Source organism: Streptomyces sp. NPDC026206 (genome assembly GCF_040638465.1).
Lineage (GTDB): Bacteria > Actinomycetota > Actinomycetes > Streptomycetales > Streptomycetaceae > Streptomyces.
On record NZ_JBEZYL010000007.1, the window covers coordinates 94,696 to 116,709 of the forward strand.

At 73.1% G+C, this 22,014-nt stretch carries 14 protein-coding genes; 9 read left to right on the forward strand and 5 right to left on the reverse strand.

All coding sequences use genetic code 11. The annotated features are described in order from the left end of the window. Positions 1–121: 121 nt before the first annotated feature. Both AB0F13_RS13185 and AB0F13_RS13190 read left to right on the forward strand, forming a co-directional pair. Positions 122–1,348 (forward strand): acyl-CoA dehydrogenase family protein, encoded by a 1,227-nt coding sequence (locus tag AB0F13_RS13185; RefSeq protein WP_362079831.1) that lies wholly within the window; start codon positions 122–124, stop codon positions 1,346–1,348. 154 nt (positions 1,349–1,502) lie between these two features. Beyond that, positions 1,503–2,090 carry a DUF4352 domain-containing protein gene (locus AB0F13_RS13190; RefSeq protein ID WP_362079834.1) on the forward strand — a complete coding sequence of 196 codons (588 nt, stop codon included), beginning with the start codon at positions 1,503–1,505 and terminating at the stop codon, positions 2,088–2,090. Between the two features lie 175 nt (positions 2,091–2,265). On the opposite strand, the gene AB0F13_RS13195 is transcribed toward AB0F13_RS13190, so the two are convergent. After that, entirely contained in the window at positions 2,266–3,165 is a 900-nt protein-coding gene (locus AB0F13_RS13195; protein WP_362079837.1) for a 4'-phosphopantetheinyl transferase superfamily protein, read from the reverse strand. A 294-nt stretch (positions 3,166–3,459) separates the two neighbouring features. Here AB0F13_RS13195 and AB0F13_RS13200 point away from each other — a divergent pair, with 294 nt between their 5' ends. From AB0F13_RS13200 to AB0F13_RS13220, 5 genes are all read left to right on the forward strand, one after another. After that, positions 3,460–6,330, forward strand: a complete 2,871-nt coding sequence (locus tag AB0F13_RS13200) for an AAA family ATPase (RefSeq protein WP_362079840.1) — start codon at positions 3,460–3,462, stop codon at positions 6,328–6,330. 23 nt (positions 6,331–6,353) lie between these two features. Beyond that, positions 6,354–9,137, forward strand: coding sequence for an AAA family ATPase (locus AB0F13_RS13205; protein ID WP_362079843.1), 2,784 nt, complete (start codon positions 6,354–6,356; stop codon positions 9,135–9,137). Beyond that, positions 9,134–11,887, forward strand: a complete 2,754-nt coding sequence (locus AB0F13_RS13210; RefSeq protein WP_362079846.1) for an AAA family ATPase — start codon at positions 9,134–9,136, stop codon at positions 11,885–11,887. Before AB0F13_RS13205 ends, AB0F13_RS13210 begins: the two co-directional genes overlap by 4 nt. A gap of 322 nt (positions 11,888–12,209) precedes the next feature. Then, positions 12,210–13,406 (forward strand): cytochrome P450, encoded by a 1,197-nt coding sequence (locus AB0F13_RS13215; RefSeq protein WP_362079849.1) that lies wholly within the window; start codon positions 12,210–12,212, stop codon positions 13,404–13,406. Positions 13,407–13,549: 143 nt separating this feature from the next. Then, complete coding sequence (locus tag AB0F13_RS13220; protein WP_362080263.1) at positions 13,550–15,145, forward strand: GMC oxidoreductase; 1,596 nt, start codon at positions 13,550–13,552, stop codon at positions 15,143–15,145. A gap of 90 nt (positions 15,146–15,235) precedes the next feature. Here the strand turns inward: AB0F13_RS13220 and AB0F13_RS13225 are convergent, their stop codons facing one another. From AB0F13_RS13225 to AB0F13_RS13235, 3 genes are all read right to left on the reverse strand, one after another. Then, positions 15,236–17,377, reverse strand: a complete 2,142-nt coding sequence (locus AB0F13_RS13225) for a PIG-L family deacetylase (RefSeq protein WP_362079852.1) — start codon at positions 17,375–17,377, stop codon at positions 15,236–15,238. Between the two features lie 310 nt (positions 17,378–17,687). Continuing rightward, on the reverse strand, positions 17,688–18,419 hold the full coding sequence (locus AB0F13_RS13230; RefSeq protein ID WP_362079855.1) for a response regulator transcription factor: 732 nt from the start codon (positions 18,417–18,419) through the stop codon (positions 17,688–17,690). Next, the gene (locus tag AB0F13_RS13235) at positions 18,416–19,684 is read right to left on the reverse strand and encodes a histidine kinase (protein WP_362079857.1); all 1,269 of its coding nucleotides are present in this window, start codon (positions 19,682–19,684) and stop codon (positions 18,416–18,418) included. The genes AB0F13_RS13230 and AB0F13_RS13235 overlap by 4 nt, the downstream gene beginning before the upstream one ends. Positions 19,685–19,862: 178 nt before the next feature. Here AB0F13_RS13235 and AB0F13_RS13240 point away from each other — a divergent pair, with 178 nt between their 5' ends. Further along, positions 19,863–20,084 (forward strand): hypothetical protein, encoded by a 222-nt coding sequence (locus tag AB0F13_RS13240; protein ID WP_362079860.1) that lies wholly within the window; start codon positions 19,863–19,865, stop codon positions 20,082–20,084. A 108-nt stretch (positions 20,085–20,192) separates the two neighbouring features. After that, on the forward strand, positions 20,193–21,227 hold the full coding sequence (locus AB0F13_RS13245; protein ID WP_362079863.1) for a hypothetical protein: 1,035 nt from the start codon (positions 20,193–20,195) through the stop codon (positions 21,225–21,227). Positions 21,228–21,313: 86 nt separating this feature from the next. Here AB0F13_RS13245 and AB0F13_RS13250 read toward each other — a convergent pair whose 3' ends face one another. Beyond that, positions 21,314–21,886: a GNAT family protein gene (locus AB0F13_RS13250; protein ID WP_362079865.1), complete on the reverse strand. Its 573-nt coding sequence runs from the start codon at positions 21,884–21,886 to the stop codon at positions 21,314–21,316. Positions 21,887–22,014: the final 128 nt, after the last annotated feature.

Genomic DNA, 22,014 nt, shown 5'->3' on the forward strand with positions numbered 1-22,014 from the left:
AAACGCCTGCGCAACGTAACACCCGCTCCACGCAGCGGATTCGAGGGGCGGGGGAGTTGACACCATCTACTGGCGGGTAACACACTCGCGTTACCGCAAGTAAGGTGGCCCGGGAGGGGACATGGGGGACTTCGCGCTGGAGCTCGACGAGGACCAGAAGGCCATCCGCGACTGGATTCACGGCTTCGCCGCGGACGTCATGCGCCCCGCAGCCGCCGAGTGGGACGAACGGGAGGAATTCCCCTGGCCGGTGGTCCGTGAGGCCGCCAGGATCGGGCTGTATTCACTTGACTTCTACGCCCAGCAGTTCCTCGATCCCACGGGTCTGGGCGTCCCCATGACCCTGGAGGAGCTCTTCTGGGGCGACGCCGGGCTGGGTCTCGCGATCGCCGGCACCGGGCTCGGCGCGATCAGCGTCTTCACCAACGGTACCGACGAGCAGATCGGCACCTGGGTGCCGCAGATGTACGGCGACGCGAACGACGTGAAGATCGCCGCCTTCTGCTCCTCCGAACCCGACGCGGGCTCCGACGTCTCGGCGATGCGTACGCGCGCGGTCCATGACGGCGCCAAGGACGAATGGGTCCTCAACGGCACCAAGACCTGGGCCACCAACGGCGGAATCGCCGACGTCCACGTCGTCGTCGCTGTGGTCGACCCGGAGCTCGGCGCCCGCGGCCACGCCTCCTTCGTCGTCCCGCCCGGTACCCCCGGCCTCTCGCAGGGCCAGAAGTTCAAGAAGCACGGCATCCGCGCCTCCCACACCGCCGAGGTCGTCCTGCAGGACGTCCGCATCCCCGGCCACTGCCTGCTCGGCGGCAAGGACAAGCTCGACGAGCGGCTGGCCCGTGCCCGCGAGCGCGCCGCCGGGGCCGGCGAGCGGGCCGTGAACGCCGCGATGGCCACCTTCGAGGCGTCCCGCCCCGCCGTCGGCGCCCAGGCGGTCGGCATCGCGCGAGCGGCGTACGAGGTCGCCCTGGACTACGCCAGGACCCGGGTGCAGTTCGGCCGTCCGATCATCGACAACCAGGGCATCGCCTTCCAGCTCGCCGACATGCGCACCCGCATCGACGCCGCCCGCCTGCTCGTCTGGCGCGCCTCGTGGATGGCGACCGCGGGCAGGCCCTTCACCGCGGCCGAGGGCTCGATGTCCAAGCTCTTCGCGGGGGAGACGGCCAAGGCCGTCACCGCCCAGGCCATGCAGATCCTCGGCGGCAACGGTTACACCCGGGAGTACCCGGTGGAACGCATGCACCGCGATGCGGCGATCTATACGATCTTCGAAGGCACCAGTGAGATCCAGCGGCTGGTCATCGCGCGGGCGGTGTCGGGCATGCCGATCCGGTAGGCCCGGTACGTCCGGAGCGGACCGAAATTGCTGCCACGGTTTGATCACTCAACTGTCACAGGAGGCCCACAGGGCGCCCGATGGCCGAATCCAGCCCCTGACGTGTCGTAGAAATGTGCACGTCAATACAGAACCACACGGGGGATTCACCACCATGCGCCGTCAGCTCACCACCGCCGCGATCGCCATAGCGATCGCGGCCACCGCCACCGCTTGCAACAGCGACGGTGTCGACGCCAAGCCCGACAGCAGCGCGAGCGCGGCACAGAGCCGGGCGCCCAAGGACCCGGCGCCCGCTCCGGACAAGGGCGGCGACAGGGGCGGCGATCTGACGGTCGGTGGTACCGCCAACCTCAAGGCCAAGAACGGCGCCCAGGTCGCGGTCACGCTGAAGAACTGGGCCGACCCGGCCAAGAGCGACAACAAGTACATGCAGCCCTCCGCGGGCAAGCGCTGGGTCGCCGCCCAGTTCGAGATCGTCAACACCGGTCGGACCGTGTACGACGACAGCCCCGCCAACGGTGTGAAGGTCGTCGACGACCAGGGGCAGGCCTTCACCCACTCCATGGGCTCGACCACCGCCGGTCCCAACATGCCCGCCTCGGTCAAGCTCAAGGCGGGCGAGAAGGCCCTCGGCTACGTCGTGGTGTCGGTGCCCGAGAACACCAAGCCCAAGGCCGTCACGTTCACGCCCGACTCCGGATTCGCCAAGGAGACCGGCCAGTGGACGGTCGCCAAGTGACCGTGCGGCCGGCCCGCGGTTAATGGCGGGCGCGCCATCGGCACCGGCCACTACAGTGTGGCCTCGCCTGCACCTCCCGGTGCGCGCCCGCTTCAACACCCGTACCACCCGGCCCTGGGAGGACGGCCTCCCGGCCCCCCGCCGTCACCCGTGAACAGCCCCGTGGCGCCCACGCTCAGGCGGTGAGCCCTTCCGGGTCCAACCGCCTGACCTCGTACCGGCTGTTGAGCTTCCCGCGGACCGCCGCCGCGGCGTGCCCCGCGCCGACCGGCACGTCGACGATCGTCCACCCGGCGGGCCACCGCGGGGCGGACGGACCGCCGTTGCCCAGGTAGTCGAGGTCGGGCGAGCGGCCCAGGCCGGTGCCGAGGCCCTTGAGGTAGGCCTCCTTGCGGACCCACAGCCGGGTGAACACCGCCGCCCGCCGTGCCGCGGGCGCCGCCATGATCTCGCGGCGCTCGGCCGGGTGGAGCGCCGCGGACACCTCCGACACGGTGTGAGCGGCCGGGAGTTGCTCGGTGTCCACGCCGACGGGGGCGGTGGCGACCCCGATCAGTACGAGGTTTCCGCCGTGCGACATGGAGAAGTGCGGGGCTCCGGGCGCGGAGACGGCCGGCCTGCCGTGCGGCTCTCCGCAGCAGGGGCACGCCTCGCGGACGAAGCGGACCGCTGCGGGCGCGAGGTCCAGGTAGGCGCCGAGGATCCGGCGCAGCATCAGGTGGGCCGCCGCGTACCTGCCGCGGTCGGCGGGCCGGGTGAAGGAGGCCGCGCGCCCACGCTCCCGCTCGTCGAGCGGCGACAGGTCGAGCGGTGTGGGCAGCCAGGGGTCGGGGGTGTGCAGCAGCCACAGGTCGAATGCCCCGTCGGCCGGAGTGTCCAGGGCTCGTGGCCAGGGGGCGCCGTCGCCGGTGCCCGGGCGGAGGGTGCCGGGGGATCCGGGTGTAGCTGCACAGGTCGCTCCGGTGAGTCGGTGGCGGCCGGGCGGTGGCGGCCGCGACGGATACCCGGCCGGGTCAGCGGTCGGCGGGGACGTACCCGGCCGGACGGGCAGAACGCCGCAGCGTACAGGAGTCATATGTCTGTCGGATATCAAGCTCGGCGAAGGCGTGCATTTTCGGGCTCCATCTATCAAGAGGTGTAATTGCGTTGACAAAGGCAGTCGGAGGGGTACGTCCTCTGGACAGGCCGGTTACCCGGCGTTCCCCATCGGTCACGGCCACTCGCCATTCTGGCTCAAACGTGATGGGTCACCATTAGGGGTACTGTTACCGTCGTTTCCGATCTTGATCGTGCAAGTCAGCCCACGAGGGCCGTGCCCCGGCATGTCGGTCACCAGAGGTCCAGTGTGGCTTCATGAAAGAGGAACGCCATGACGGTCACCTTCGATGCAGGTCAGGGCGGTCCCCGGCGCCTGGCCGGCCGTTCCTTCGAGCTGAGCGGCCTGATACGGCTGGCGGCGCGGGCCCGTGAGGGAACCGCCCGCGTCGTCCTCCTCCGCGGTCCCGCCGGCATCGGCAGGACCTCCCTCCTCGGGGCCGTCACCGACCGCCTGCACCCCGCCGGCTTCACCGTCCGTCAGCACACAGGCCGCCCCGCGGACGAGCGCACCGGCGAACGCCCGGGGGTGAACGCCCTCTTCGGACCCCAGCCGTCCGCCCCCCGCCCCCCGGACGGCACCCTGCTCGCCGGACGCACCCGCGACAGCTTCGCCGCCCACCGCCGGGTCTACGGGCAGGCCGTGGACCTGATGGCCGAAAATCCTCTGGCGCTCGTGCTCGACGACGCCCAGTGGTGCGACGAAGAGTCCCTCAGATGCCTCGACTTCGTCGTGCGCAGAGCCGCCGCCCGGCCCCTGTTCGTCGTCCTCTCCCAGCGCACCGGCTGCGACGGCCCCGGCACGGCCGTGCTCACCGAGATGCTCGCCCAGGACCGCTGCACCCTCGTCGAACTCGGCCCGCTCGGCACCGGGGCCACCGCCCAGCTGGTGGCCCGCGCCCTCGGCGGCAACCCCGACGAGCGGTTCGTCGGCCGCTGCGAGGAGATCACAGGCGGCAACCCGCAGTTGCTGCACCGGCTCCTCGCCGGGCTGCGCGAGGCCGGAGTCCGCCCCGACGCCTCGGGGCTGCACCGCCTCGCGGCCGCCGGCGAAGGCGTCGTCGCCTCCGCCGTCCCCGACTGCCTGGCCGGCCAGCCCCGCCCGGTGCGCCAGGTGGCCCGGGCCCTGGCCGTCCTCGGCCACGCCGAGCCCGACCTGCTCACCGCGCTCTCCGGGGTGACCGGATCGCGGATGACCGCCGCCATGGACGCCCTGCGGCGCAACGAGGTCCTCGTCCCCGCTGCCCCCGGCGCCCCCGGGGCCATGTGCGACCCCGTACGCACAGCGGTCCTCGCCGACCTGCCCGCACCGGAACTGGAGAAACTGCGCGCCCGCGCCGCCCGGATCCTCAACGACACCGGCCGGCCCGCCGCCGAGGTCGCCGACCAACTGGTGCTGCTGGCCGAGCTCGACGAACCCTGGATGCTCGCCGTGCTGCGCGACGCCGCCGCCGAGGCCCCCGGCCGCGCCGCCGCCGAAGCCGCGGTCCGCTACCTGCAACGAGCTCTGGCCGCCGGTCTCACCGAGGACCGGCGCAAGGACATCCGCGTCGAACTGGCCAGGGCCTGCGCCCGCGTCGCCCCCGCCATGGCGCTGTGGCACCTGCGCGAAGCCCTCGACGCCGCCACCACGCCTCTCGACCAGGCGCCCATCGCCGTCGAGTACGGCCTGGCCGCCCTCAACACCCGCAGTGCCCCCGAGGCCGTACGCGCCCTCGGGGACGTCCTCGACGGCCTGCACGCCGAACTGGGCACCGAACCCGACCCGGCCGTACGGGAGCTGCGCACCTCCGTCGAATCCGCCCTCCTGGTCACCGCCGTCAACGAGAAGGCGGCCATGACCGTGGTCCGCGAACGGGCCCGCTCCTGGCCCGTGCCCGAGGGGGACAGCCCCGCCGAGCGCCGCCTGCTGTCCGCCATGAGCACCTACGCGGCCCTGGACGGCGCGACCGCCCGCGAAGCCGCCTCGCTCGCCCGGCGGTCCCTGCGCGTGGAGGAGACCGCGCCCTCCGGCTGGTGGGTGCTCGGCTCGTCCGTCGTCCTCGGCCTCGCCGACGAGGTCGACGAGGCGCTGGCCGGCCTGGAACGGGCGCTGGCCGGCAGCCGCACCCGCTACGAGCCGCGGATGCACATCGCCGCCCTGGTCGGCCGGTCCATGACCCTGCACGGCGTGGGCGACGTCACCGGCGCCGCCAAGGACGCCCGGGCCGCGCTCGACATCGTGGAACACAACGAGCGCACCGCCGGCTACCCCATGCCCTCCATCGCCCTGAGCACCGCCCTGCTCTCCCAGGGCAAGGCCCGCGAGGCCGCCGCCATCCTCGACCCCCTCGGCCGCAGGGGCACCGACCGGCACATCTGGGAATGGCACCACTACCTCTACACCCAGGGCCGGGTACGGCGTGAACTCGGCGACCTCGAAGGCGCGCTGGAGCTGTGGCTGCGCTGCGGGCGCAGCCTGGAGGAGGCGGGCGTGACCAACCCGGTCCTCGCCCCCTGGTGGCTGCCCGCCACCACCACCCTCGTCCGCCTGGGCCGCACCGCGGAAGCCGCCGGCATCGTCGAGCGGAGCGAGCCCCACATCCGGCGCTGGGGGACCCCGCGCGCCCACGGCATCGGCCTGATCGCCGCCGCCGTGGTCGCCGACGGCCGCGCCCGGGTGGACCGGCTCGCCGAGGCCGTGGACGTCCTCGCCGACTCGCCCGCCCGCCTGGAGCACGCCAAGGCCGCCTACCAGCTCGGCCACGAGCTGCTGGCCCGCGACGACGCCCCCGCGGCCCGCCGGCACCTGCGGCAGGCCATCGAACTGGCCACCCGCTGCGGTTACCAGGCGCTCAGCGCCGTCGCCCGTACCCTGCTCGTGACCGCCGGCGGCCGGATGCCCCAGATCGCCGCCAGCCCGCTCGACTCGCTCACCGACAGCGAGCGCCGGATCGCCACCCTCGCCCAGGGCGGCAACAGCAACAGAGAGATCGCCGAAGCCTTGTTCATCACCCCCCGCACGGTCGAGATGCACCTGACCAACGTCTACCGCAAACTCGACGTCCGCGGCCGCGCCCAGCTGCCCGGCGGACTGCGCGCCTTCGGCCCGCCCGGAACCCGCCGCCGCGGCGCGGCCACCGACGTCCACGCACCCAGCCACTAGGATCGAAGCACGAGGAGAGACGGGTGAAGCCGCAGGTGACAGACGAGCGCCCGCCCAGACGCCCGCCGGTCGGCAGCCCCCGCAGCGCACCCCCGCTCGTCGAACGCGGCCAGGAGCAGCGGCTGTTCGGCGAACTGCTCGCCGCCCTGCGCACCGGGCGTTCGGCGCTGGTCGAGGTCCACGGCGTCCCCGGCCTGGGCCGCAGCGCTCTGCTGGACCGGGCCGCCGGTCTCGCCCGCCGGGCCGGTGTCCAGGTCGCCGCCGCCCAGGCCTCGTGGGAGGAGACGGAACTGCGCTACGGCGTAGTCACCCAACTCGCCACTGCCATACCGTCGTTGGCCGCACACCTGCCGCCGGCGCACGAGCGGGACGACCGGCCCGGCCGCACCGCCGAACTGTGCCACGCGTTTCTCGCCGCTGCCCGCGCCCGCCCCCTGATGATCACCGTCGACGACGTCCAATGGGCCGACCCGCACTCGCTGCGCTGCCTCCAGGCCCTGGCCCGCCGGCTGTCCGCCGCCCCGCTGATGCTGGTGACCGCCCGCAGTGGCGCCACCCCGGCCGGGCCCCACGACCGCGTGGAGCCCCGCACCCTGGACGAGGGACGGACCGTCGCCCGGCACACCCTCACCCTCGCCCCGCTGTCGGCCACCGGCGTGGGCGAGATGCTGGCGGCGGCGTTCCGCGAACCGGTCGACGAGGCCTTCCAGGACGCGGCGGCCCGCGCCACCGAAGGCAACCCCGCCGTGCTGCGCGCGGTGGCCATGCGATTCGGCCGTCAGGGCTGGACGCCGCGCGCGGACCACCTCCCGCACCTGACCGACAGCGCGGCCGAAGCCGTCAGGGAACGCGCCGTCAGAACCCTCACCACGCTCCCCGGCGAACTCCTGGACGTCCTGCGCGCCGTCGCCGTGTGCGGGCAGGCCGCCGGCCCCGACACCGTCGCCGCCGTCGCGGCGCCCCGCACCCTGAGCACCCGGCGCGCCCTGGAACTCCTGTGCGCCGCCGGACTGCTGACCGACGCCGCCCGCCCGGCCTTCCGCGAGCCCAAGGCGGCCGACGTGGTGCTGGCCCGTATGAGCGCCGACCGCCGCGAGGACCTGTTCGCCCGCGCCGCCGAACGCGCCCAGCGCGCGGCCGTACCGGACAGCGCCCTGGCGGCCATGCTGCTCGGCGCACGCGTACTGGGCGCCTCCTGGGCGGTGGACGTCCTGCGCAGGGAAGCCGCACGCCACCGCGCCACCCGCAGACCCGCCGAAGCGGCCCGCCTCCTGCAGCGCGCCCTGCGCGAACCCATGGCCCCGCACCTGAGGGCGCGCACCCTCACCGAACTCGCCGCGGCCGTCCTGCCCTCCGCGCCCGACATCGCCGACCGGCACCTGCGCCAGGCCCTGCTCACCCCCGCGGACGCGACCGCCGGCTCCTCCTGGGTACGCGCCGCCGACCTGCTCGTGGCCCGCGGCGACGCCGGCGCGGCCCAGCCCCTCATCGCCCAGGCCGCGGCCCGCTCCGAGCTGCGCGCCCCCGAACGGGCGGCGCTGCGCGCGCTGTACTGGCTCTCCGAACACGGCCAGAGCGACACCACCCACGCCCTCGACCGGCCCCCCGTGCCCCCGTTGCCCGACCGCCCCGAGCACGCCGCCGAGGCCGCCGTCGCCGCCTGGCGCGCCGCGCTGCAGGGCCGGGACATCATCCGCACCCGGGAGCTCGCCCGCGCCGCCCTGAAGCCGGCCGCCGCGGACACCGCCCCGCTGGCCACCCAGGTCGCGGCGTGCTGCGCCCTCGTCCTCGCCGACGACTTCGCCGAGGCACACGCGGGCCTCGACACGGTGCTGCTGCGCGCCGAACACGCCGACGCACGCGCCGTGGCCGGTGCCACCCTGCTCATCAGAGCCCTGGCACGGCTCCAGGAGGGACGGCCCGACGACGCGTCCGCAGCCCTGGACCGCGCCCAGGAACTGATGCCCCCGCACTGCTGGCACCCCCGCATGACCTCCCTCCTCGTCGCCCTGAAGACGCTGATCTACCTGCGCAACGGCAACGTCGCCGGCGCCGAGCGGTCCGTCGCTCTCGCGCGCGCGGGCTGCGCCGAAGCCGGCATCGGCTGGGCCTACCTGCTCTACGCCCGCGGCCGCACCCGCCTGGCCGCCGGACACCGCGACCGGGCACTGGCGGACCTGCTCGAATGCGGCCGGCTCCTGCTCGCCCGGCAGGCCGCCAACCCCGCCCTGCTGCCCTGGCGTTCGGCCGCAGCCGCGGCCCGCGGCCTCGACCCGCACGACGCCACGACCGCGGGACTACTGGCCGAGGAACGCCGGCTCGCCCTCGCCTGGGGCGCCCCCGGCGCGGTCGCCAGAACCCTCTTCGCCACCGGCGGGACCGACGGACCCGCCGCCGGGCAGGCCGAGGCGGGCGCCCCCGCCGGCTGGCAGTACCGGCAGGCGCTCACCGCCCTGGCGACGGCACCGCTCTCCGGCCACGACACCATCGCCCCCCTGCTCAGGAGCCGGGCCGAGGCGGGTGAAAGGGCGGCCGGCACCGAGCAGACCGACCGGCCCGCGACCCAGGACAGCGCCGCGGCCGCTCCCGCGCGCACCCCCGCACCACCCGGCGCGCTGACCGGCGCCGAACTGCGCGTCGCCACCCTGGCCGTCCAGGGACTCGCCAACCGGACCATCGCCACCGAGCTGTCGGTGACACCGCGCACCGTCGAACTGCACCTGACGAAGGTGTACCGCAAATTGGGCATCCAAGGACGCCCGGAGCTGGCCGACGCGCTGGGGCGCGTACCGAGGGAGAATTCATGACACCCCTGCTCGACCGGCGGCGCGAGCTGGACCTGATCACGGCGGCGCTGGAAGCCGCCGAAACCGGCGGCAGCGGCTCCCTGCTGGTGGTGACCGGCGGCATAGGCATCGGCAAGAGCGCCCTGCTGCGCGCCCTGCCCGCCCTCGCCGAACGGCGCGGCACCCAGGCGCTGACCGCGAGCGGGGCCGTGCTCGAACAGGACTTCGCCTTCGGCGTGGCCGCCCAGCTCCTCGACCCCCTGCGGCCCGGCGCCCTCCTCGACCTGCCGGACAACGACCCGCACGGCGAACTCCTGGCGCTCGTCGCCGACCGCAGCACGCAGCGGCCCCTGCTGCTCCTGGTCGACGACCTCCAATGGGCCGACCCGCCCTCCCTGCGCTGGCTCGGCCACCTCGCCAAGCGGCTGACGAACCTGCGGGTCACCGTCGTCGTCGCCGTCCGCGAGGGCGAGCCCGGCGCCGAGGAACCCCGCATCCACGACATCACCGACCGCGCCTGCCACATCCTGCGCCCCGGCCCCCTCACCCCCGCCGGGACGGCCGCCCTCGTCGCCGCCGCGTTCGGCCGCCCCGCCGACCCCGAGTACGCGGTGGCCTGTCACGAGGCCACCGGCGGCCATCCGATGTTCCTGACCGCGACCCTGACCGCCCTCCTGCCCACCGGCGCCCCCGCCACGGCTCAGGCCGGTACCGTTCGCGCACCGCACCTGGCCGCCCTGCGCGACCGCCTCGCCGTGGCCCTGCGCTCCCAGCCCGGCCCGGTACAGGAGCTGGCCAAGGCCCTCGCCGTACTCGACGACGGCACCGACCCGGAACTCGCCGGCCGCCTCGCGGGACTGGACGAAACGGGCCGCGAGGAGGCCGCCCGGGTGCTGCACCGGCTCGGGCTGCTCGCCGGCGGGCCGGAGCTCGCCTTCGTCCACCGGGCCGTACGCGACGCCGTCGAGGAACTGATGACGCCCGCGGAGCAGGAGGACATCCACGTCTACGCCGCCCTGCTCCTGCACAGCGGCGGCCACCCCGCCGAGCGGGCCGCCGCACAGCTCCTCGCCGCGACCTCCTGCCAGGACAATTGGGCGGTCCAGGTCCTGCGGGCCGCCGCGAGCGCGGCGACGCGGCGCGGGGCTCCCGAGGACGCCGCCCGCTACCTGCGCAGGGCCCTGCTGGGCAGCGCGCCCTCCGGAACCGACCGGGCCGCCCTCCTCGTCGACCTGGCCACCATCGAGCGGGCCTTCGACCCGGCCGCGGCGGTCCGCCACATCTCCCAGGCGCTGCTGCTGCTCCCCTCGGCCGCCCAGCGCGCCAAGGCCGCCGTCCGCATCCCGCCCTCCCTGCTCGGCAGCTGCCCGCGGCCCACCGTCGAGGCGGTCGTCGAACTCGCCGCCGAATTCGGCGACCCGGCCCTGCTCACCGGCGACGACCGCGAGCTCGCCCTGCGCCTGGAGGCCAGGCTGCGGCACGTCGCCGTGATCGGACCGGGCCGGCTTCCGCTGTGCACCGCCCGCCTGCGCGAGCTGGGCCCCACGCCATCGCTGTGCACGGCGGCCGAGCGCGAGCTGGTCACCGTCCTGCTGCACGGCACCACCATGGCCCAGGGCATGTCCGCGGCAGAGGTGGCTCCGCTGGCCAACCGGGTCCTGCAGTACGAACCGGCGTCCCCCGAACACACCCACACCGCCCTGCCGCTGCTGACCCACACCCTCATCGCGGCCGACTCCCTGGAGGCGATCGGCCCCTGGCTGGAGACCGCGCGCGAACGGGCCCGCCGGGACAACGCCACCGTCCCGCAGGCCCTGGTGGCCGTCGAGCTCACCCACGTCATGCTCGCCCGGGGCCGGCTCACGCAGGCCCGGGCCCACGCGGCCGAGGCCCTCGAACTGGGCGTGGCCGACTGGGCGACGCTCCAGAGCATGACCGCCGTGGTCATGCTCGCCATCGAGAGCCGTGACACCGAACTCGCCCGGCGCCTGCTGGCCTTCCGCCGCGAGGGCGCCGACCACGGCTACCGGCCCTCCTCCCTGCAGCTCATCCGGGGCTCGTCCGCCGTGCAGCGCGGCGACCTGCCGACCGCGCTGGAGTACTTCCTGGACTGGGGCCGCTCCGCGGAGCGCGCCGACTGGCGCAACCCCGCGGTCTTCCCCTGGCGCGCCTGGGCGGCCGGTCTGCACTACCGCATGGGTGACACCCACCGGGCCCACGACCTCATCGAGGAGGAGTACGCCCGCGCCGTGGCCTGGGGCACCCCCGTCGCCATCGGCCGCGCCCAGCGCGTCAAGGGCGCCCTCACCACAGGGGAACGCGGCATCGAGCTGCTGCGCGAGTCCGCGGCGACCCTGGAGGAATCGGTCAACGGCATGGAACGGGCCAGGACCTCCCTGCTGCTCGGCCGGAGGCTGCTGCGCGCCGGGCTGGCCGAGGCCGAGACACAGTTGCGTCTGGCCCGCGACCAGGCCCTCGGCTGCGGGGCGCCCTGGCTCGCCGAAGGAGCCGGGCGGGAACTGCAGAACTTCGCCAGCTCAACGGCGTCCGTCGCGGTCGCCGCGCTGACCAGGACCGAGCGCCGCGTCGCCGGGCTCGCCGCACACGGGGCGTCCAACAAGGAGATAGCCGAATGGCTGGAGGTGAGTTCACGGGCGGTGGAGAAACACCTCACCCACGCCTACCGGAAACTGAATGTGGCCGGCAGGTCCCAGCTCGTCGGCATGGCCCACCTGCTGCCGGGCGGCGGCACGGCAGCGGGGCGCCCCTGACCCCGCCGTGGCCCGCCCGCCGGGCCACCGCGCGGGCCGTAGCGGACCGTACCCGACCGTACCGAACCGAAGTCCGGCCGGCCTCGGGCGACCGAACCTCGGGCCGGATCCCACAGGGTTAGTGCCACACGCATTCGATCCCGTTGACAGCCCTGACGGGCCTTCATACCGTTATTCCGGCGAATGCTGACAGCGTTGTCCAGCGGGCGGTGAACGGCTCGTGCATATGTGAAGTGTGCCGTCCGAAAGCGTGCCGTCCAAAAGTGTGCCGTCCGAAAGGGCCGGAAGAGGCCGGGCGGTGCCATCCCTTGAAAGGCGGGACATGACCCAGGGCGTGCCGGTGGCGATCTCCACTGCTCGCGAGAACCGATTCGACCCGCCGGTCACGGTCCAGGAATTACGTGCGAAAGAGCCGCTCACCCGCCTGCGTTTCACCGATGGCCGCCTCGGCTGGCTCGCCACCGGATATTCCACCGCCCGCGCCGTTTTAGCCGACCCCCGGTTCGGGGCCCGGGGGGAAAGCGGGCATCCGGCCGTGCCGCGCGCGATCACGCTGGCCGAATATCCGGCCACCCCACCGGGAATGCCGGCCCGGCCCGGGGACCGCGAACACCAGCACTACCGCAAGCTGCTGGCCGGCCAGTTCACCGCCCGCCGCATCCGGCTGCTCACCGAGTGGACCGAGAAGGCCACCGCAGAGCACCTGGACGCCATGGAGCGCGAGGGCTCCCCGGCCGACCTCCTCGCCCACTACGCCCTGCCGCTGTCCGCCCGGCTGATCTGCGAACTTCTCGGGGTGCCCCACGCCGACCGTGAGCGGTTCCGGCACGACGCCGCACTCTGGAGCGGCCACGGCGCCTCCGCCGAAGAGATCACCGGCGCCTTCGCCTCCCTCGGCGCGTACCTCCACCGGCTCGTGGAGCTCAAGCGCGCCCGGCCCGCCGACGACGTCCTCAGCGGCCTGATCGCCGCCGACCCCGCCCTCACCGACGACGAACTGACCGCGCTCGCCTTCCTGCTGCTGCTCGCCGGTCACGAGAGCACGGCACACCAGCTCGGCCTCGGCGTCTTCGCCCTGCTCGACCACCCCGCACAGCTCGCCGCCCTGCGCGCCGACCGCTCACTGACCGAGAGCGCCGCCGAGGAACTGCTGCGCTACCTGAGCGTCGTCCACCACGGCCCGACGAGGGCGGCCCGCGAGGACGCCGAGATCGGCGGCACCACCGTAAGGGCAGGCGAGGTCGTCGTGGTCTGTCTCGCCGCTGCCAACCGCGACCCCCAGCGCTTCCCCCACCCCGAACGGCTCGACATCACCCGCGACGCCACCGGCCACCTCGCCTTCGGCCACGGCATCCACCAGTGCCTCGGCGCGCAACTGGCCCGCATCACGCTGCGCGCCGGCCTCACCGCCCTCCTCGACCGCCTCCCCGGCCTGCGCCTGGCCGTACCGGCCGCGGAGGTCCCCCTCCGGCACGACGCCCAGGTCCACGGCGTCCACCGGCTGCCCGTCGCCTGGTAGCGACGGCGGACCGCCACGCGCGGCCCCGCAGACCCCCACGGTCCATCAAGGCCGCACCTCAGCGGCCCGTCAGCAGTATCCGAAAGGTCAGGTACACCAAAGTGGTAGACAACCAGCACCTGTCGCGCCGCCGGCTGCTCGGCATGGCGGCCCTGGGCGCCGCCGCAATCAGCGGAGCGACCACGATCACCACCGCCCCGCGCGCGGCCGCCGCCACCAAGGGCGAGAACGGCTCCTTCGTACCGGCCGTGGTGATCGGCACCGGCTACGGCGCGGCCGTCTCCGCGCTGCGCCTCGGTGAGGCAGGCGTCGAGACGCTGATGCTGGAGATGGGCCAGCAGTGGGACAAACCGGGGGCGGACGGCAACGTCTTCTGCAACATGCTCAAGCCCGACGAGCGCTCCAGCTGGTTCAAGAGCCGCACCGAGGCCCCGCTGGGTTCCTTCCTGTGGTTCGACGTGGTCAACAAGAACATCACCCCGTACGCAGGTGTGCTGGACCGCGTCAACTTCGACCAGATGTCGGTGTACGTGGGCCGCGGCGTCGGCGGCGGCTCGCTGGTCAACGGCGGCATGGCCGTGGTGCCCAAGCGCTCGTACTTCGAGGAGGTCCTGCCGCGCGTCGACGCCGCGGAGATGTACGACCGGTACTTCCCGCGCGCCAACTCCACGCTGAGGGTCAACCACATCGACAAGAAGTGGTTCGAGGACACGGAGTGGTACAAGTTCGCCCGCGTCTCCCGCGAGCAGGCAGGCAAGGCCGGCCTGGGCACCACCTTCGTCCCCAACGTCTACGACTTCGACTACATGCGCCGCGAAGCGGCCGGTGAGGTGCCGAAGTCCGCGCTCGCCACCGAGGTCATCTACGGCAACAACCACGGCAAGCTCAGCCTGGACAAGACCTACCTCGCCTCGGCCCTGGGCACCGGCAAGGTGACCATCAAGACGATGCACAAGGTCAAGACCATCGGCCGGCAGCGCGACGGCTCCTACGTGCTGACGATCGAGGAGGGCGACGCCTACGGCAAGCGGCTCGCCACCAAGGAGATCACCTGCAAGTACCTCTTCCTCGGCGCCGGCAGCCTCGGCTCCACCGAACTGCTGCTGCGTGCCCGCGAGACCGGCGCGCTGCCCGACCTCAGCGGCGAGGTCGGCGCGGGCTGGGGCCCGAACGGCAACATCATGACGGCCCGCGCCAACCACATGTGGAACCCCACCGGCGCCAGGCAGTCCTCGATCCCCGCGCTGGGCATCGACGACTGGGACAACCCCGCCGCACCCGTCTTCGCCGAGATCGCCCCCATGCCGGCCGGCCTGGAGACCTGGGTCAGCCTCTACCTGGCGATCACCAAGAACCCCGAGCGCGGCACGTTCGTGTACGACTCGGCCGGCGACCGGGCGAATCTGCGGTGGACCCGGGACCAGAACACCCCCGCGGTCAAGGCCGCCAAGTCGCTCTTCGACCGGATCAACAAGGCCAATACGACGATGTACCGGTACGACCTCTTCGGCGGCAAGCTCAAGAATTTCGCCGACGATTTCTGCTACCACCCGCTCGGCGGCTGCGTCCTCGGCAAGGCCACGGACCTCTACGGCCGGGTATCGGGCTACCGGAATCTCTATGTGACGGACGGTTCCCTGATTCCCGGATCCATCGGCGTGAACCCCTTCGTGACCATTACCGCTCTGGCGGAACGGAATATCGAACGCATCATCAAGCAGGACGTTTCGGCATCCTGACGTCCTGGGCATCCTGACGTCCTGATTTCGCGTCCTGCCGCTCCTGCCGCTCCATGCTGATCCCGGTGGGAGCGGCAAGTGCGGCTACGACTACGACGTCTGCAGGTCGCTGTGCACACTGCCGTCGTGCGCGATCCAGTCCGTGAAGGCCGATGCCCCCGTGCCCCTGCCCCGGGCGCTGCTGAGCTGCCCGTCCATGCCGAGCACCACCACGACCGGGCGGCCCTTGGCGTCCTGGGCCAGCCCGGCCGTCCCGCGGTGTGGCACGCCCCCGTCCTGCCAGGGGCCCGGGCGGCCCGCGCCTGCCGACAGCCGCATCAGGCCCTTGCCGTCGCGGGCGGCGAGCACGGTGGTGTTGCCCGCCTGGGCCAGCGCCACCCGGCCGTAGCCGCCCACGGACTCGCCCTGGGACGTCACCCGCCAGCCGCCGTGGTCCGCCGGCCGGTCGGCGATCACCACGCGGGCGGTGGCCGGCTGGCGCATGGCCAGGCGTACGCCGCCGCCGGAGAGTGCGGCCAGGGTCAGCGGCCCGGTGGCGGCGGGCAGCCGGGTCGGACCGGTCGGCTCCAGCGGTGCGCCGGGACCGGCGGACACCCAGTGGTGGACGGTCTTGGTATCGGCGGCGACGACGTGGAGGCGGCCCTTGCCGTCGAGGACGGCGTCCAGCCCGTCCTCGACCCTCACCGGCTGTTCCGTGGCCGTGCCCAGTTCCTCCCACTCCGTCCAGTCCCGGCCGCCCGGGCCGGAGCGCCGGCTCACGCCGCCGGACCAGTTCTTGACGAAGACGTGAACGGTGCCGTCCTTGTCCGCGACCGCGACGGGATAGCCCACCTCCATCGACCGCTCGGGCTCCTCCTCGGGCGAGCCGAGGGACTGCCAGGGGCCGAACGCCGGGGCCCCGCCCGGCATCCGCCCGTCCTGCGCGGCTGTCACGACCTCGCGCCGGTGCGCCGTGCCCGGCGCCGGCAGGACCGTGCGCACCGAGAACAGCTGCAGGGTGCCGTCGGCGTGGCGCAGGGCCTGCACCTGGCCCTCCAGCATCGAGCCGCCGGCCGGCACGGGCTTGGACCAGATGCCGCTGCCGGTCCTGGCCTCGGTCCAGCACTGCACCCGGCCGTCCAGAATCGCGAAGGCCGCGAGCCGGCCGTCCGGGAGCGGCTGCACCCACCGCTGGGTGCCGGTGGCCCGGTGGCGGAGGTTGTCGGACCAGCGGGTGTCCTTCGAGCGGTTGCCCACCTTGCGGTCGCCGCAGCCGGCCGGGTCACCGCAGTCCCGGCCGTCGGCCCACCCGTAGATGTCGAGTATCTCGATCTTGTGGGCGGTGGTGGCCGCGTCGAGGCTGTTGGGCAGAAGCGCCACCTCGTAGCCGACGTAGCTGTCCACGGCCGTGGGCCGCGTGTGCTTGCGCCCCCAGTACTGGGCGAGGGCGGCCTGTGCGAAGTGGGCGGAGGCCGTGTGGTCCTGGTGGTCGTGCCGGGATATGCCCTCCAGGACGGGCGGGGTGCCGGCGTACTGCGGCTGCTTCGGCAGGTGCGTGGGATTCGGGTCCAGGGTCCGCACCACGGTCGGCTGGTAGCGCTCCAGCACGGCGGTGAGCGAGTCGATGACCTGCTGGCGGCTGTACTGGAAGGTGCGCTCGACCGGGCTCCCGGCAGGCACGAGCGTGGTGAGGACCGGGGCCGCCCCGAGCCACAGTCCGCGCAGGCTCTCCTTGCGCGGCGCCCGCATGACCCGGGCCTCCACGAGCTCCATGAAGACGAGCTGAACCTGGGGGGCGGCCTTGAGGGTCTGCAGTTCGACCTCGAAGCCGGGCAGCAGCGTCGTCTTCTCCACGGTCCACGGGCTGAGCCAGTCGCCGGTGGCCATGTGGGCGGTTGCCTCACGGAGGCCGTTGATCCGGGCGCGCACGAACTCGGGGCGCTGCTCCGGCAGCTTGGCGTAACCGGGGCTGTGGCTGAGGGCGTTGCGGCCGTCGGACTCGCCACCGGTCAGGCAGACCGTCACGGCGGGGGCGCCGCTGCGTATGGACTGCTCGAGCTCGGGGTTCATGAAGTACAGGGAGTCATCAGCGTGCGCCATGATGTGGACGAACGACTCGGAGACCGCGGCCTTGGCGGGCCGCGCCGTGAACTCCCCGGAGCGGCGGCCCCGCTGCGCGTCGGGGGCCAGCCACTGCCAGGCGCCCACCGCCCCCGTTCCGACGACCAGGCCGCCACCGGCCACCTGGAGCATGCGCCGACGCGGTATTCGCCCTGGCACAGGCGTATCTCCCATCCCCTGCGCCAAGTGAGCGCGGTAGTACACGGACACGGGCGACTAGCACTGATCAGCCCGTTGATCAAGAGTTCGATCTTATGATCCGCAACCCCCCGTTTCCCTGCTGTCGTGTAACAGCCGTGCCACGGCAAGGCATAGATTCCGAGGCGATTGGGCAACGTGATGCCCGGTGCTGCGGGGTCACTACGGTGAGTTACCAGCGGATCCCGGTGGGGAGCGTGGTGGGCAGTCCTGATGCGGGCGACGCGGGACGGCTCAGGCCGTCTCAGACGTCGCCACCGTCGAGCTGCCCGGCGTCGTGAACGAGCAGGGCGATCTGGACACGGTTGGTGAGGCCGAGCTTGCTCAGGACGCGGGAGACGTGCGTCTTGACGGTCGCCACGCTCATATAGAGCGAGGCGGCGATGTCGGCGTTGGACTGCCCGCGCCCCACGGCCACCGCGACCTGCCGCTCACGATCGTTGAGCAGGGACAGCCGTGCCCGGGCCCGGCCGCCCCGGACGTCCTCGGTGCGGTCGGTGACCTGGGCGATGAGCCGCCGGGTCACCGTGGGGGAGAGGACGGGATCGCCCGCCGCCACGCGGCGCACGGCCTCGACGATCTGGGCGGGCGGGGTGTCCTTGAGCACGAAGCCCGCCGCCCCGGCGCGCAGGGCTCGCAGCACGTTCTCGTCCGCGTGGAAGGTGGTCAGGACGATCACCTCCGGGGCCCGCTCGCGGCGGCGCAGCCGCTCGGTGGCGGCCAGCCCGTCCACCGACGGCATGCGGATGTCCATCAGCACCACATCGGGTGTGAGCCGCTCGACGAGCGCGGCGACCTCGGCGCCGTCGGACGCCTCGCCCACGATCCGGATGTCCGGGAGCCCGCCCATCATGAATGACAACCCGGCCCGTACGAGCGGATCGTCGTCGACGAGGAGCACACGGATCGGCGAGGGTCGCGGCTCGCGCGGGGCTTCGTGCCCTGCGGGAACCTGCGGCGGCGGGGACGCGTTCATGGCCGCCACGGTATCCAGCCCCGGAGGCGGAAACCGCCCCCGGGGCCGGGGCCGTGTTCCAGACGCCCGCCCGCCAGCGCGGCACGTTCGGCCAGCCCGATCAGGCCCTGGCCGGATCCGGGCACATCTGCTGCCCCGCCCGCCGCTGCCACGCTTGCGGGGTTGCTCACTTCGACGGTCAACCCCCGTTCCGGGGAACCTTCGACGACAACCGTGACCTCGGATCCGGGGGCGTGTTTACGGGCGTTGGTCAGCCCCTCCTGAACGATCCGGTAGACGGTGCGGCCCGCGGCCGCCGGCACGGACGCGGGGTCGGCGACCCGCTGCTCAAGGGTGACCGCCGTGCCGGCCTGGCGTGACTCCTCCACCAGCGCCCCCATCGCCGCGAGCGTGGGCTGGGGCCGGCCGGCGTCGCAGGCGTCGGCGCCGGTGGGGGCGCGCAGCACACCGATCACCTCGCGCAGGTCCTGCAGCGCCTGATGCGCGCTGGAGCGGATCACGCCGGCGCCCCGGGCCACCTCGACGGGACTGGCATCCGCCCGGAACTCCAGCGCCCCCGCATGCACGCACAGCAGCGACAGCCGGTGCGCCAGCACGTCGTGCATCTCCCGGGCGATGCGCTCCCGCGCCAGCCGCTGGGCCCGCTCGGCGCGGAGCCCGGCCTCGGCCTCGGCGCGCAGGGCCCGTTCGCGCAGCGACAGCAGCAACTGCCGCCGGGAGCGTACGAACATGCCCCAGCCGATCGGGGTGAGCACCAGCAGCGTCCCGATGGCCGTCGCCGCCGCGAACGTCAGCTCGGGATCGGGGCGCACGACGGCCGAGAGCAGGGTGCTCACCAGCGCGAGCGCGCCCACCGACGCGATCACCTTGAAGGGCCGGTGCACGGCCACCGTGAAGACCGCCACCACCATCGCGCCGGTCGAGGGCGGCGAGAGCGTGCTCACCGCTGTCAGCACCAGAGCCAGTCCCACCGGCCATCGCCGGCGCGTCCACAGCGCCGTGCACGCGAGGGCGCCGACGATCTGATCGGCGAGGAACAGGAGAGCGGAGGTCTGCGGATCCGTGCGCAGCGGCTCGGCGGCCAGCAGCCCCACCACCGCGGCCACGGCGAGGAGGACGATGTCGACGGCCCAGTCGCGCACGGTGCGCCTGGACCGGCCCGCGGCGCCGGTGTGCCCGGTGGCGTCCGTGACCGCGGACGGCAGCAGCCACCCGTACTCCTGGCCCGCCGCACGCTCCGCCTCCGCGGTCTCTTCGCTGCTCATGCCGCAAATCTACTGACCGGACCGGGGCCGCCGGCCGGTCGTGGCGCGGTCGGCGACCAAAGTCGCAGAGGTCGAGACTTCCGGACGCGGCATACCCGGGTTTCCGGCTACTTCCGTCCAGGCCGCACAGCCGCCCGGCCGATGACCGGGGCACCGCGGCCGGACGACGATGGCAGGCATGAAGAAACTTCTCGAGGGGCTCGGTGCCCTCCTCGTCGTGCAGGGCCTGGTCGGCATCGTCCATTGGGCCACCGGGTGGTTCCGCTACTTCGGCCTCATACGTCACCTGGGCTTCCTCCACGGCTACGAGATATACGCGAGCGCGGTGCTCGCGGTGCTGGGTGTGGCCCTCGTCCTGGCCGCGGACGCCGGGCGGCGCGGCTCCGCGGCCGGCCGCTGACATCGCCGATATCGCGCCAGCTCATTCCGCTCTCTGTCCTTCTCCCCGGCCGTGGCTAAGTTGGAGCCCGGCGCGACAACTCGGCACACCGACGATCGAGGAGTTTGCATGCCTGTCTCCACCGCTCCGGGTACCAAGTGGGGCAACTGGACCAACCTGGAGGGCTCCGTGCACGGCGAGCCCTCGGCGGCTCTCAACTCCGACAACCGTGTCCAGGCCTTCGTGCGGGGCGGGGACAACTCACTCTGGACGATATGGGAAACGCGCGACCGCGGCTGGTCCTCCTGGCTGCGGCATGAAGGCGCGCGGATCGCGGGCGCGCCCAGCGCGATCCGGGGCAGGGACGGAAGGATCCGCGTCTTCTACCGCACACCGGACGACCACCTCGAAGTGGTCACCCAGACCGTCATCAACGGCGGCTTCGCCCCGCCGCAGCGCATCGTCACCAACGTCGGCGGCGACCCGGCGGCCGCGCTCAACTCCGACGGACGCCTGCAGATCTTCTTCCGCGGCACCGACGGCGCCCTGTGGTACACCCGCAACCAGGCGCTGAGTTACGACTCGTACACCGCTCCCGCTTCGTTGGGCGGCGCGATATTCGCGACCCCGTCACCGGTTCTCGACGGCTCCGGGAGAATCGTCGTGGCCGTCAGGGGGGCCGACGACACGCTGCACACCATCCAGCAGAAGGCGTCGAACGCCGCCGACGCCTGGGACGCGTTCCAGCAGCAGACCACGGGCGTCACGAGCCGCCCCTCGGCGGTCGCGGACGCCGCGTCGAGGGTCCACATCTTCTACCGCGGATCCGACGGTTCCGCCTGGCGCGTGGGACAGAGCGACGACTACGACAACTGGCAGCGCTCGGCCTCCCTCAAGGGCCAGATCACCGACCGGCCCACCGCGTGCCTGGGACAGGACGGCCGGGTCACCGTCCTCGCCAAGGGCGCGGACAGGAAATTGCTGGTCACCGCGCAGACGTCGGCCAACGGTGCCGCCTATGAGGCGTTCCGGTCACTCGACGGAGTGATCGGTGACGTCAACGTCAATCCGGTGATCATGAATCGGGTGGGCTTGCTCTATGTCTTCACCCAGGGCTCCGGCCCGGAGCGCAACCTCTGGCTGCAGCGGCAGAACTGGGCCTAGGCGCGGCAGAACTGGGCCCAGGCGGGGAGCGCGGCGAGGCCCCGGCCTCGCCGCGCGGGGACCGGTCCGGACCCGCGCGGTGGGGTTCAGGCCGGGGTGCGGTCGTTGAGGATCCTGTGGAAGAGGAAGTGGTCCTGCCATTCCCCGTCGATGTGGAGGTAGTTCCGCGCGCGGCCGATCAGTTCGAAACCGCATTTGGCCAGCACCCTCTGCGATGCCGTATTGGTGACGACGGTTCCGGCCTCGATCCGGTGCAGCCCGAGCCGTTCGTCGGCGTCCCGGCACACGGCCTCCGCGGCAAGACTGGCCAGGCCCTTGCCCGTGTGCTCGGCGTCGATCCAGTACCCCAGGCTGGCGCTACGGAAGGGACCTTGCACGATGTTGGACAGGTTCATCGCGCCCACGACCTCGCCCCGGCCGTCGTCGGCTGCCAGCACCCAGGGCATCGCCCGCCCGGCCTGCCGCAGCCCGGCCAGGTCCCGCAACCGCTCCGCCTGCCCTTCGGCGGTGAAGAAGGCCTCGCCCCGGTTCGGCTCCCAGGGCCGCAGGTGCCGGCGGTTGCGGCGGTACGCCCGGGCGAGGCCTTCCGCATCGTCCGTGGTCACCGGACGCAGGAGGATGCCTGGAGCGATGGTGTGGGAGGAGGGATCATTGATCATTTCTCTACGGTAGAACCGTCGCCGCCGGCAACGGGGCGAATTTTTCCGGTCATCCGTCGTCGGCATCGACGGGTCCTCTGCCGCCCGCTCCCGGGGGCCACATCGCCAAGAGTGCTTCGCGAAAGTCT